The sequence below is a fragment of the Streptomyces sp. CA-243310 genome (assembly GCF_050936775.1).
Taxonomy (GTDB): domain Bacteria; phylum Actinomycetota; class Actinomycetes; order Streptomycetales; family Streptomycetaceae; genus Streptomyces.
On the sequence record NZ_JBNJMF010000002.1, the window covers coordinates 1,293,798 to 1,306,346 of the forward strand.

Genomic DNA, 12,549 nt, shown 5'->3' on the forward strand with positions numbered 1-12,549 from the left:
GGTGTTCGTCGGGTGGTGCTCGGGTGGTGTCGGGTTGGCTCGTACGTGTTACTGGTTGCCGCAGGCGGAGGTGGACACGGCCTCGTCCAGCCAGGGCAGGTCGTGGCCCATCCGGTCCCGCTTGGTGCGCAGGTACCGCAGGTTGTGCTCGCCGGCCTCGACGGGCATCGGCTCCCGGCTGTCGACCGCGATGCCGTGGCGGACCAGGGCCGCGGCCTTGTCGGGGTTGTTCGTCAGCAGTCGCACGCCGTGCACGCCCAGGTCGGCGAGGATGCGGGCGCCGGCCCCGTAGTCGCGGGCGTCGGCGGGCAGGCCGAGTTCGAGGTTGGCGTCGAGGGTGTCGCGTCCGCGTTCCTGGAGCTCGTACGCGCGCAGCTTGGACAGGAGGCCGATGCCGCGGCCCTCGTGGCCGCGCAGGTAGACGACGATGCCGCGGCCCTCGGCCTGGATGCGGGCCATGGAGGCGTGCAGCTGGGGGCCGCAGTCGCAGCGCTGGGACTGGAAGATGTCCCCGGTCAGGCACTCGGAGTGCATGCGGACCAGGATGTCCCGGCCGTCTCCCACCTCGCCGCGGACGAGGGCGATGTGCTCGACGCCGTCGACGGTGGAGCGGTAGCCGTACGCGGTGAACTCGCCGAAGGCGGTCGGCAGGCTGACCTCGGCCTCGCGGCGCACGGTCGGTTCGGCCGAGCGGCGGTAGGCGATCAGGTCCTCGATCGAGATGATCGTCAGCCCGTGCTTGCGGGCGAAGGGGATCAGCTCGGGCAGTCGCAGCATGGCGCCGTCCTCGCCGGCGATCTCCACGATGGCGCCGACCGGGCTCAGGCCGGCGAGGCGGGCGAGGTCCACGGCGGCCTCGGTGTGGCCGTTGCGGACCAGGACGCCGCCGGGCTTGGCGCGGAGCGGGAAGACGTGGCCGGGGCGGACGAAGTCCGAGGGCTCGGAGGAGCCCGCGGCCAGCAGGCGCAGCGTGGTGGCGCGGTCGGCGGCCGAGATCCCGGTGCTGACGCCGTGGGCGGCGCTCGCGTCGACGGAGACGGTGAAGGCCGTCTGCATGGACTCGGTGTTGTTCCGGACCATCTGGGGAAGTTCGAGCCGGTCCAGCTCGGGGCCCTCCATGGGGGCGCAGATCAGGCCGCGGCACTCGCTCATCATGAACGCGATGATCTCGGGGGTGGCCTTCTCGGCCGCGAGGACGAGGTCCCCCTCGTTCTCGCGGTCCTCGTCGTCGACGACGACGATCGGGCGGCCCGCGGCGATGTCGCGGATGGCCTGCTCGACCGGGTCGAGGCGGAAGGTCTCCTCGGCTGCGGCGGGCATGTCCGGCACGGGCTTGAGGGTGGTCATGCCGTTGCTCCTTCGAGGGCCGGGGCGGGGGTGGTGCGCGAGCGCTGGTACCAGTCGTACGCGCCCCACAGGACGAGCGCGAAGTAGAGGACGTAGACGAGACCGGAGAAGGCCAGGCCGTTGTTGAAGGCGAGCGGCACGCCGACGAGGTCGACGAGGAGCCAGGCGAACCAGAACTCCACCAGGCCGCGGGCCTGGGCGACCATGGCAACGATCGTGCCGACGAAGATGTAGGCGTCCGCCCACGGGCTCCACGACAGGTGCGGGAACAGGGTGAAGAGGCCGCCGACCGCGAGGGTGCCGAGGGCCGCGCCGGCCAGGAGCAGTCCGCGCTCCCTCCAGCTCGCGGTGCGGACCGCGATGGAGCCGTCCTGGGCCTGCTGTCGGCCCTTCTGCCAGGCCCGCCAGCCCCAGAGCGCCACGCCGATGACGAGGAGCTGCTTGCCGACGCCGCCGGCGAGGTGGGCGGAGGCGTAGGCGGCGATGAGGATCAGGCCGGAGAGGAGCTGGGCGGGCCAGGTCCATATGGAGCGGCGCCAGCCGAGCGCGAGGGCGGCCAGGCCCATCAGGTTGCCGATCATGTCGGACCAGATGACCTTCTGACCGACGACCTCGAAGGCCTCGGCGTTGAGCCAGGTCAGGGCGCTCACTTCGACTCCTCCTGGGCGTGCAGGGGGTTCACTCCGGCGGCGAGCAGGCGTTCCACGTACTTCGCGAGGACGTCCACTTCCAGGTTGACCGGGTCGCCGCTCTGCTTGAGGCCGAGGGTGGTCAGGGCGAGGGTGGTCGGGATGAGGCTGATGGTGAACCAGTCGGCGGCGGCCTCGACCACGGTGAGGCTGACGCCGTCCACCGTGATGGAGCCCTTCTCGACGACGTACCGCGCGAGGCCGGCGGGGAGGCCGACCTTGACGATCTCCCAGTGCTCGGAGGGCGTGCGGGAGAGGATCGCGCCGGTGCCGTCCACGTGGCCCTGGACCAGGTGGCCGCCGAGGCGCCCGCCGAGCTCCATCGGACGCTCCAGGTTGACCCGGGACCCCTGGGTGAGGGCGCCGAGGCTGGAGCGGTTCAGGGTCTCCTGCATGACGTCGGCGGTGAACTCGCCGTCGGCGGTCTCCACCACGGTCAGGCAGACGCCGTTGACGGCGATCGAGTCGCCGTGCTTGGCGCCGTCGGTGACGAGGGGGCCGCGCAGGCGGAAGCGGGAGGCTTCCGCGAGCTGCTCGACGGCGGTGACCTCGCCCAGTTCTTCGACGATTCCGGTGAACACTCAGTGCTCCTTGGGGGCGGTGGGGACGGCTTCGGGGACTGCGGTGACGCGGATGTCGGTGCCGATGCGGGTCGTGTCGGTGATGCGGAGACGGAGCGCGTCGGTGAGGGTGGCGACACCGGCGTCGGCGAGGGCGCTCGGGCCCGCTCCGAGCAGGACGGGGGCGAGGTAGCCGACGACCTTGTCGACGGCGCCCGCCGCCACGAACGCGCCGGCCAGGGTCGGGCCGCCTTCGAGGAGTACGGAGCGGGTGCCGCGCCGGTACAGCTCCGCGAGCAGGGCCTCGACGGAGAGTCCGTTCGCGTCGCCGGGGAGGCGGACCACGTCGACTCCGGGCAGGTGCCGGGTGTCGGCGTCCTCGCCGACGGCGAGCAGGGTCGGCGCGGCGTCGTCCAGGACGCGGGCGCCGGGCCGGATGCCGGCGCGGGTGTCCAGGACGACCCGCAGCGGCCGGCCCGCGAGGGCCTGCGCGGCGGGTCCGCGCACGGCGAGGTGCGGGTCGTCGGCGCGCAGGGTGCCGGCGCCGACGACGACGGCGTCGACCTGGGCGCGCAGCCGGTGGACGTCGGCGCGGGACTCGGCGGAGCTGATCCAGCGGCTGGTGCCGTCGGCGGCGGCGACACGGCCGTCGAGGGTGGCGGCGTACTTCCACAGGACGTGGGGACGGCCCAGGCGCACGGAGGTCAGCCAGGCGGCGTTGCCGTCCTCGGCCTCGTCGGCGAGGAGGCCGGCCTCGGCGGTGATCCCGGCCTCGCGCAGGGTGGCGGAGCCGCCGCCGGCCTGCGGGGTCGGGTCGGGGACGGCGTAGAGGACGCGGGTGACGCCGGCGTCGACGAGGGCCTGCGCGCAGGGGCCGGTGCGGCCGGTGTGGTTGCAGGGTTCGAGGGTGACGTATGCGGTGCCGCCGCGGGCCGCGGCTCCGGCCGCGCGCAGGGCGTGGACCTCGGCGTGCGGGCCGCCGGCCCGTTGGTGCCAGCCTTCGCCGACGACGCGGCCGGTGGCGTCCGTGACGACGCAGCCGACGACGGGGTTGGGGCTGGTGGAGCCGAGTCCGCGGGCCGCGAGCTCGATGGCTCGGCGCATGGCGGTTTCGTCACGTACGGCACGTACGGCGCGCACGTCACGTGCGGATGTGTCGTCGCGGTGCGGCTCGACGTGTGGTGCCACCGGGTCCTCCTGCCTCAATCGGGCACGGACTCCGGGGCCTGTCGGGATACGACAGATGAAGCGGGTAGCACACGCGGGAACGCCGAGGTCGGATGAAACGATCCGTTCGAGACGTATCCACTGGATACGCCGATGGACCGCCGACGGCGGCGTACCGGTGACTGGCCCGCCGCGCACTGCCTCCCATCCGGACTTTAACCGTCGGTCCAGGAATTTCACCTGGTCAACCGGCCGCTGGCTGCGGACGGGTCGCGGACTATAACCGCCGGTTCGGAATTACACCGACCCCGGAGTGCGCTGCTACTGGTACTCAGGCCAGTGTGCCACGGGTGATCGGCGGCCATGCGGGTGAGTGCGTGTGGCCTGGATCACAAACAAGCCATTCTCGAGCGCCGCTGTCGCGCCGGCCGCGCGCGGCCGGTGCGGGGCGCACACTTCCGACCGAGCGTTGGTCCAGACCTATTGACGGGTTGGTCTAGTCCTCTTAACGTTCCCTTCATCTTCCCAGGGAGCGGCCCGTCGGATGTGCGCACGTCGCGGGCCAACCAGCTTCACCCTTCCGCATGTTGCTGCACGTTGTGTCCTGCCATCCTCCCCTCCCCAGGAGGCACCATGCCGTCCCCCACACGTACGAGAGCGATGCTCCTGGCATCCGGCGCCACCATCGCCGGACTGCTGGTCGGCGGGCTCTCGACCGGCGTCTCGCACGCCGCCGACAACGAGTCCTGTCGCCCCGACGGGCTGTACAAGACGGCCGGCGTCGACGTCCCGTACTGCTCGGTCTACGACTCCGCGGGCCGCGAGAAGATGGGCGCCGACCACCAGCGCCGCGTCATCGGCTACTTCACCGGATGGCGCACCGGCAAGGACGGCACCCCCGCCTACCTGCCGAACAACATCCCGTGGTCCAAGGTCACCCACCTGAACTACGCCTTCGCCCACGTCGGATCCGACAACAAGATCTCGGTCGGCTCGGACAACGCGAACAACTCCGCCACCGGGATGACCTGGCCGGGCGTCGCGGGCGCCGAGATGGACCCCGCCCTGCCCTACAAGGGCAACTTCAATCTGCTGAACAAATTCAAGAAGCAGTACCCGAACGTCAAGACGCTCATCTCCGTGGGTGGTTGGGCCGAGACCGGCGGCTACTTCGGCGACGACGGCAACCGCGTCGCCTCCGGCGGCTTCTACTCGATGGCCACCAACGCCGACGGCTCGGTCAACCAGGCGGGCATCGACACCTTCGCGGCCTCCTCCGTCGACTTCATCCGCAAGTACGGGTTCAACGGCGTCGACATCGACTACGAGTACCCGACCACCATGAAGGACGCGGGCAACCCGCTGGACTGGCAGCTGTCCAACGCCCGCCGGGCCGGCCTCGTCAAGGGCTACGACGTCCTGATGAAGTCCCTGCGCGAGAAGCTGGACCGGGCCGGCGCCGCCGACGGCAAGCACTACCTGCTCACCGTCGCCGCCCCCTCCTCCGGCTATCTGCTGCGCGGCATGGAGACCTTCCAGATGCAGAAGTATCTGGACTACGTCAACATCATGTCCTACGACCTGCACGGCGCCTGGAACGAGTACGTCGGCCCCAACGCCTCGCTCTTCGACGACGGCAAGGACGCCGAGCTGGCCGCCGCGAACGTCTACGGCAGCTCCCAGTACGGCGGAGTCGGCTACCTCAACACCGACTGGGCCTACCACTACTTCCGCGGCTCCATGCCGGCCGGCCGCATCAACATCGGCCTGCCCTACTACACCCGCGGCTTCAAGAACGTGCAGGGCGGCACCGACGGCCTGTGGGGCAAGGCGTCCGCGACCACCTGTCCGGCCGGAGCGGGCCTGACCAAGTGCGGCGACGGCGCGGTCGGCATCGACAACCTGTGGCACGACAAGGACACCAACGGGGTCGAGTCCCCCGCCGGTTCCAACCCGATGTGGCACGCCAAGAACCTGGAGAAGGGGATCGTCGGCGACTACGTCACCAAGTACGGCTTCCCCGCGAACACCACCCTGACCGGCAGCTACGTCCGCAAGTACGACGCGAACCTGGTCGCCCCGTGGCTGTGGAACGCGCAGAAGAAGGTCTTCCTCTCCACCGAGGACGAGCAGTCGGTGGCGGCCAAGGCCGACTACGTGGTCAACCGGGGCATCGGCGGCACCATGGTCTGGGAGATGGCAGGCGACTACGGCTGGAACGCCGCCAAGGGCCAGTACGAGATCGGTGACACGCTCACCTCGGTGATGTACGACAAGTTCAAGGCCGCGTCCCCGTACGGCGCGAAGAAGTCCAACGCGACCCTGCCGACGCAGGCCGTGGACATCAAGACGGAGTTCAACGAGTTCAAGCTCGGCGACTCGAACTACCCGATCACCCCGAAGATCAAGATCACCAACAACACCAAGGGCACGCTGCCCGGCGGCACCGAGTTCCAGTTCGACTACGGCACCTCGGCCCCCGCCAACGCCTCGGACCAGTCCGGCTTCGGCACCAAGGTGATCAGCAGCGACCACACCGGCAGCAACGTCGGTGGCCTGAAGGGCGACTTCAACCGCGTCTCACTGAAGCTCCCGGCCTGGCAGACACTGGCCCCGGGCGCCTCGGTCGACCTGTCGTTCAACTACTACCTGCCGGTGTCCACGCCCTCCAACTGGACGGTGAACATCTCCGGCACGACCTACGCCCTCGCCGGCGACCTGGCGCGCGGCACGACGGTGGTGGAGCCGGGCACCACGACCCCGCCGACCACCCCGCCCACCACTCCCCCGACCACCCCGCCGACGACTCCCCCGACCACGCCTCCGGGCGGCACGTGCACCAACCCGGCGTACGTCGCGGGTCAGGTCTACAACAGCGGCAACGTGGTGTCGCACAAGGGCCGCAACTGGAAGGCCGGTTGGTGGACGCAGAACGAGGAGCCCGGCACCACCGGTGACTGGGGCGTCTGGAAGGACCAGGGCGCGTGCTGACCCCCGGTCCGCCCGTTTGACCCGACGAGTGTGAGGACCCGGTGGCCCGGCGGCCACCGGGTCCTCGCGCGTCCGCTCGTAGGCTGGTGCGGTGATCACGGACAACGCCGCGACCGGAGCGGACTTCGAGGAACACCGACGACGGATGTTCGGCATCGCCTACCGCATGCCGGGCTCCGCCCACGAGGCCGAGGACGTCGTGCAGGACGCCTGGTTGCGGTGGAACGGCGCCGACCGCGAACCGATCGCGCACCCGGGGGCCTGATTGGCCAAGACGGTCACCCGGCTGTGCCTGACCCGGCTCACCTCCGCGCGCGCCCGCCGCGAGGAGTACGTCGGCCCCTGGCTCCCGGAGCCCGTCCTCACCGGGGACGGAACGCTCGGCCCGCTGGACTCGGCCGAGCGGCGGGACGGGGTCTCGATGGCCCTGCTGGTGCTGTTGGAGCGGCTGACGCCGATGGAGCGCGCCGTGTACGTGCTGCGGGAGGCCTTCGGGTACGGACACCGGGAGATCGCCGGGCTGTTGGACGTCACCGAGGTCAACTCCCGGCAGCTGCACCGGCGGGCGGCGGTGCGGGTGGACACGCCCCGGCCGCGGTTCCAACCCGATCCCGGACAGTGGCGGGGCCTGGTGGAGACCTTCATGGCCGCGGCGCGCGACGGAGACCTGGCCCGGCTGGAGAGCCTGCTCACCGCCGACGTGCGGTACGTGTCGGACGGCGGCGGGGTGGTGGGCGCGGCCCGGCGACCCGTCGTGGGCCGGGAGAACGTGGCCCGTTTCCTCGTGGGGGCGCTGCGGAAGTTCGTCGGGGCGGAGGCGGTCACGTTCGCGGAGGTCAACGGGGCTCCGGCGCTGCTCTTCGGCGAGGTGGCGGTGTTCGTGCCGGAATTCGAGAATGGACTGGTCAGTGGCGCGCGGGTGGTGGTCGCCCCGGGGAAGCTGGGGTTCCTGCGACGACAGCTGTCACATTCCGGAGGGCTGTCCGGTCCAGGCTGGTGAACGCATCCTCTCGGGAAGGAAGGGACACCATGAACACGATCGTCGTCACCGGAGGCACCGGAAACCTCGGCTCGTTCGTCGTGACGCGACTGCTGGCGGCGGGGCACGACGTACGGGTCCTCAGTCGGCACGCGCCCGACCACCCGGTGGACCTGATCGACGGGTCCGGCCTGGATGCGGCGTTGCGGGGCGCGGAGGTGGTGGTGCACTGCGCAAGCTCCCCGCGCGGGGGTGACGACGTGGCCGCCGGGAACCTGGTGGAGGCGGCCCGGCGGGCCGGGACCGTGACCAACATCGTCTACGTCTCGATCGTGGGCGTGGACGTGGTGCCGCTCGGCTACTACGCGACCAAGCTGAAGGTGGAGCGGCTGCTGGAGGCCTCGGGGCTGGGCGTGACGATCCTGCGGGCCACGCAGTTCCACGACCTGGTCGCGCAGGTGGTGGGCGCGGCGGCCAAGCTCCCGGTGATGCCGCTGCCGAAGGGGGTCAGGGTGCAGCCGATCGCCGTCGAGGAGGTCGCGGACCGGTTGGCGGAACTGGCGGTGCCCGCCCCGGCGGGGCGGGTGGACGACATGGGCGGCCCGGAGATCCGGAGCCTGCCGGACCTGGCGCGCGCGTACCTGAGGGCGACGGGCAGGCGGCGCCGGATCGTCGCGCTCCCGCTCGCGGGCAGGGCGTACGCCGGTTTCCGGCGCGGCGGGAACCTGGCCCCGTCGCACGCGGTGGGCCGGGGCACCTTCGCGGAGTTCCTGGCCCGGCGGTAGCCGTGCGCAGACGGGGCGGCGGCCGGGTGCGGGCGGGCCCGGCGCGGGTTGGCCCGGCGCGGGTGGCCCGGCGCGGGTGGGTTCAACCGCCGAACAGCACGGACTGCGCCTCCTCGCGCGCGGCCAGCCTGGCCCCCGCCAGTACCGCCGCACCGCCGAGGACCGTGGCGCGGACCTCCGTCGTGACCGGGGTCAGTGTGCTCAGGCGGGCGGCGACGCGGGCCGCCAGCGCGGGGCCGCCGGCGTGGCCGAGTTCGCCCGCCAGGACCACGCATCCCGGGTCGAGGATCGCCGCGACGGCCGCCGCCCCGATCGCGAGGCGTTCGGCCAGCGCGTCCAGGAAGGCCTCGCCGGCGGCTCCGGCGACCGCCTCCTCCGCCGGTCCCCGGAAGCCGTGTTCGGCCGCCAGCGCGGTGACGGCCCGGCGTCCTGCCAGCGCGTGGAAGCCTCCACCGCAGTCGGTGTCGGACGGCAGTGCGGCGGTCCCCGGTACGGGCAGGAAGCCGATCTCCCCCGCTCCGCCGGAGGCCCCTCGACGCAGCCGCCCGTCCAGGACCACCGCCGCGCCCACACCGGCGCCCAGCCACAGCAGGACGAAGGAGTCCACGTCGCGGGCCGCGCCGATCCGCTGTTCGGCCAGGGCGGCGAGGTTGGTCTCGTTCTCCACGACCACCTTCGCCGGCAGCCGTCGCCGAAGGGCCGCCACGAGGTCCCGGTGCCAGGACGGCAGGCGCAGGGTGTCGCCGAGTTGGCCGCTGTACGGGGAGACCAGCCCGGGAGCGCCGACGACCACGGTGTGCAGGGGGTCCGCGCCGACCTCCCGCGTCAGGGCGTCCAGCCGGTCCACGGCCTCCTCGACGGCGTCGACCGGCAGCGAGACCTCGGCCAGTGGCAGGCCCAGCAGGTCGGTGACGACCGCGGTGGCGCTGTCGGTGCGGACGTCGAGGGCGGCCAGGTGCGCGCGGCGGGCGACGATCCCGTACAGGCGGGCGTTGGGGCCGCGCCGCTGTTCCCCGGACTCCCCCACGACCTCGATCAGGCCGGCTTCGGCGAGGCGTTCCACGAGGTCGGCCACCGACGGCCGGGACAGGCCGGTCAGGTGCTTGAGCTGGGTGGCCGTGAGGGGGCCCTCGGACTGGAGGAGCCCGAGGGCGAGCCGGTCGTTGATGGCTCGGGCCGTGCTCGGCGACGCGGGCGAGGGAGCGGCGGCCGTCAGGGCCTTGGCAGGGGTCACGGCGCCCATCTTAGGGAGTCCCGGGGCATTAACCATCAGGCAGGGTCCCTGATAGTTTACGTGTCATGACCGGGGAAACCGACCTCAGCCCGGCGCGACTGCGCCATGCCCGCCTCGCCATAGCCGCCGTGTTCTGCGCCCACGGCGCCGTCACCGGCTCCTTCGCCACCCGCATCCCCTGGATCCAGGACCACGCGCAGCTCAGCGCCGGCACCCTGGGGCTCGCACTCGCCTTCCCCGCCCTGGGCGCGGCGCTCGCCATGCCGCTGGCCGGGCGGATCAACCACCGGTTCGGCGCGCGCGCCGCGCTGCGCGGACTGCTCTCGATGTGGACGCTGTCGCTGATCCTGCCGAGCCTCGCCCCGAACCTGGTGACGCTCTGCCTCGCGCTCTTCGTCTACGGGGCGAGCGCGGGCATGGCGGACGTGGCCATGAACGCGCTCGGCGTGGAGACCGAGAACCGGATGGGCCGCTCGATCATGTCCTCGCTGCACGGCATGTGGAGCGTGGGCGCGCTCGTCGGCTCGGCGGCCGGCACGCTCGCGGCCCACACCGGCGCCGACGCCCGCCTTCACCACCTGATCGCCGCGCTCGCACTGACCGCGGCCGGGCTGATCGCCGTACGGGGCGTACTGGACCTGCGCAGCGCGGAGAACGCGGAGGCGCCGCCGGGCTTCGCCCTGCCCCCGCGGTCGGCCCTGTTGATCGGCGCGATCGGCTTCTGCGCCGTCTTCGCGGAGGGCGCCAGTCTCGACTGGTCCGCCGTGTACCTGCGGGACGTGCTGCACACGAACGCGGGCCTGGCCGCGGCCTCGACCACGGCGTTCGCGCTGACGATGGCCGTCGCGCGGCTCGCCGGGGACCGGGTGGTGGACCGGTTCGGGGCCGTGCGCACCGTCCGCGTGGGCGGCGTGCTGGCCACCCTGGGCGGGGTGTTGGTGGTGACCGTGCGGCATCCGGCGGCGGCCCTCACGGGGTTCGGGTTGATCGGACTGGGCATCGCGGTCGTGGTCCCGTTGGCGTTCGCGGCGGCCGCGCGCAGCGGTCCGGCGCCGGCCCAGGCGATAGCCGGGGTGGCGACGATCACGTACACCTCCGGTCTGATCGCACCGTCGGCAATCGGCGCGGTGGCGGACGCGACCTCGCTCGTGGTCTCCTTCGGTCTGGTCACCCTGCTGGCGTTCGCGCTGGTGGTGGGGGCCGCCGTGCTGCGCCCGAAGCCCGCGGCCGGCAAAGCCGCCGCGACCAACCGGGACGAAACCGCTGGAATCCGGCCGTAATATGTCGGCTGGCTCCCGTGGTTGGACACGCGGTGCGGCCCGGATGGTTGACCGGTCGGTGAAACGGGAGTGGTGGAACATGGGCTTCGGCGTGCGCTGGACCCTGCACGGAGACGGGCGGACCCCCGCCCCCGGCGCGGTGGTGCGGCCGGATGAGCGGCTGTCGTGGCCGCGGACCGCCGGGCTCGGCGCCCAGCACGTCGTGGCGATGTTCGGCGCGAGTTTCGTGGCGCCGGTCCTGATGGGCCTGGACCCGAACCTGGCCATCATGATGTCGGGCGTCGCGACGATCATCTTCCTGCTCGCGACGCGCGGTCGGGTCCCCTCGTACCTGGGCTGCTCGCTCGCCTTCGTCGGGGTCGCGGCCGCGATCCGGGCGGGCGGCGGGGACAGCGCGGTCGTGACGGGCGCGGTGTTCGTGGTCGGCGTGGCGCTGTTCCTCGCGGGGCTCGCGGTCCAGCGGTTCGGGGCGCGGATCATCCACGCGGCGATGCCGCCGGTGGTGACCGGCGCGGTGGTGATGCTGATCGGCTTCAACCTGGCGCCCGTGACGGCCTCCACGTACTGGCCGCAGGACCAGTGGACCGCGCTGCTCACCATGCTGGTGACCGGACTCGCCGTGGTGTGCCTGCGGGGTTTCTGGTCCCGGATCGCGATCTTCCTGGGCCTGGTCTTCGGGTACGCGCTCTCCTGGATCCTCGACCTGGTCTTCGGCAAGATCCACTCGACCACGGGCGGGCCGGACAAGGTCGACCACTGGCGGCTCGACCTCTCCGGGGTCTCCCAGGCCGATTGGATCGGGCTGCCGAGCTTCCACGCGCCGGCCTTCGAATGGTCGGCGATCCTCATCGCGCTGCCGGTGGTCATCGCGCTGATCGCGGAGAACGCCGGGCACATCAAGGCCGTCGGCGAGATGACCGGTGACCCCCTCGACGACAAGCTCGGCACCGCCATCGCGGCCGACGGGGCCGCGTCGATGCTGTCGACGGCGGTGGGCGGCCCGCCCAACACCACGTACTCCGAGAACATCGGCGTCATGGCGGCCACCCGGGTCTACTCGACGGCCGCCTACTGGGCCGCCGCCGGCTTCGCCCTGCTCTTCGGCCTGTGCCCGAAGTTCGGCGCCGTCGTCGCCGCCATCCCCGGCGGGGTGCTGGGCGGCATCACCGTGATCCTCTACGGCATGATCGGCCTGCTCGGCGCCCAGATCTGGATCAGCGGCCGGGTGGACCTGCGCAATCCGCTGAACCTGGTGCCGGCCGCGGCGGGCATCATCATCGGCATCGGCGGGGTCACGCTGAACATCACCGACAGCTTCGAGTTGGGCGGCATCGCGCTCGGCACCATCGTGGTGATCACCGGCTACCACACGCTGCGGTACTTCGCCCCGGCGCACATGAAGCAGGACGAGCCGCCGCTCGACTCGGGCACCTCCGACTACGACGGTCCGCGGGGCGGGGACGGGCCCGGGGACAAGCGGGGTTGACGCCGCTTCGCCCGAACCGGCGAAGCGTACG

Annotated in this window: 11 protein-coding genes and 1 riboswitch; of the genes, 6 read left to right on the forward strand and 5 right to left on the reverse strand. The window is 72.1% G+C overall.

Annotation, left to right across the window (positions count from 1 at the left end; genetic code table 11):
* Window positions 1–48 precede the first annotated feature (48 nt).
* The 4 genes from ACQEVM_RS23345 to ribD are packed head-to-tail and all read right to left on the reverse strand — an operon-like array spanning window position 49 to window position 3,700.
* Window positions 49–1,347: a bifunctional 3,4-dihydroxy-2-butanone-4-phosphate synthase/GTP cyclohydrolase II gene (locus ACQEVM_RS23345; protein ID WP_433082062.1), complete on the reverse strand. Its 1,299-nt coding sequence runs from the start codon at window positions 1,345–1,347 to the stop codon at window positions 49–51.
* A complete protein-coding gene (locus tag ACQEVM_RS23350) occupies window positions 1,344–1,997 on the reverse strand; it encodes a nicotinamide mononucleotide transporter family protein (RefSeq protein ID WP_433082064.1) in 654 nt (217 codons plus the stop codon). Before ACQEVM_RS23350 ends, ACQEVM_RS23345 begins: the two co-directional genes overlap by 4 nt.
* Window positions 1,994–2,617: a riboflavin synthase gene (locus ACQEVM_RS23355; protein WP_433082066.1), complete on the reverse strand. Its 624-nt coding sequence runs from the start codon at window positions 2,615–2,617 to the stop codon at window positions 1,994–1,996. The genes ACQEVM_RS23350 and ACQEVM_RS23355 overlap by 4 nt, the downstream gene beginning before the upstream one ends.
* Window positions 2,618–3,700, reverse strand: coding sequence for a bifunctional diaminohydroxyphosphoribosylaminopyrimidine deaminase/5-amino-6-(5-phosphoribosylamino)uracil reductase RibD (gene ribD, locus ACQEVM_RS23360; protein ID WP_433085336.1), 1,083 nt, complete (start codon window positions 3,698–3,700; stop codon window positions 2,618–2,620).
* 253 nt (window positions 3,701–3,953) lie between these two features.
* Window positions 3,954–4,084, reverse strand: a riboswitch (FMN riboswitch).
* A 312-nt stretch (window positions 4,085–4,396) separates the two neighbouring features.
* Between ribD and ACQEVM_RS23365 the strand changes: the two genes are divergently transcribed.
* The 4 genes from ACQEVM_RS23365 (at window position 4,397) to ACQEVM_RS23380 (ending at window position 8,518) form a co-directional block, all read left to right on the forward strand.
* Window positions 4,397–6,754: a chitinase C-terminal domain-containing protein gene (locus ACQEVM_RS23365; RefSeq protein ID WP_433082068.1), complete on the forward strand. Its 2,358-nt coding sequence runs from the start codon at window positions 4,397–4,399 to the stop codon at window positions 6,752–6,754.
* A 91-nt stretch (window positions 6,755–6,845) separates the two neighbouring features.
* The gene (locus tag ACQEVM_RS23370) at window positions 6,846–7,019 is read left to right on the forward strand and encodes a sigma factor (protein WP_433082070.1); all 174 of its coding nucleotides are present in this window, start codon (window positions 6,846–6,848) and stop codon (window positions 7,017–7,019) included.
* Window positions 7,020–7,754 (forward strand): sigma factor-like helix-turn-helix DNA-binding protein, encoded by a 735-nt coding sequence (locus tag ACQEVM_RS23375; RefSeq protein WP_433082072.1) that lies wholly within the window; start codon window positions 7,020–7,022, stop codon window positions 7,752–7,754.
* Window positions 7,755–7,783: 29 nt separating this feature from the next.
* On the forward strand, window positions 7,784–8,518 hold the full coding sequence (locus ACQEVM_RS23380; RefSeq protein ID WP_433082075.1) for an SDR family oxidoreductase: 735 nt from the start codon (window positions 7,784–7,786) through the stop codon (window positions 8,516–8,518).
* 82 nt (window positions 8,519–8,600) lie between these two features.
* Here ACQEVM_RS23380 and ACQEVM_RS23385 read toward each other — a convergent pair whose 3' ends face one another.
* Window positions 8,601–9,761, reverse strand: a complete 1,161-nt coding sequence (locus ACQEVM_RS23385; protein ID WP_433082077.1) for an ROK family protein — start codon at window positions 9,759–9,761, stop codon at window positions 8,601–8,603.
* Window positions 9,762–9,817: 56 nt separating this feature from the next.
* Between ACQEVM_RS23385 and ACQEVM_RS23390 the strand changes: the two genes are divergently transcribed.
* The gene (locus ACQEVM_RS23390) at window positions 9,818–11,032 is read left to right on the forward strand and encodes an MFS transporter (protein ID WP_433082079.1); all 1,215 of its coding nucleotides are present in this window, start codon (window positions 9,818–9,820) and stop codon (window positions 11,030–11,032) included.
* Window positions 11,033–11,111: 79 nt separating this feature from the next.
* Entirely contained in the window at window positions 11,112–12,518 is a 1,407-nt protein-coding gene (locus ACQEVM_RS23395) for a uracil-xanthine permease family protein (protein WP_433085338.1), read from the forward strand.
* Window positions 12,519–12,549 lie beyond the last annotated feature (31 nt).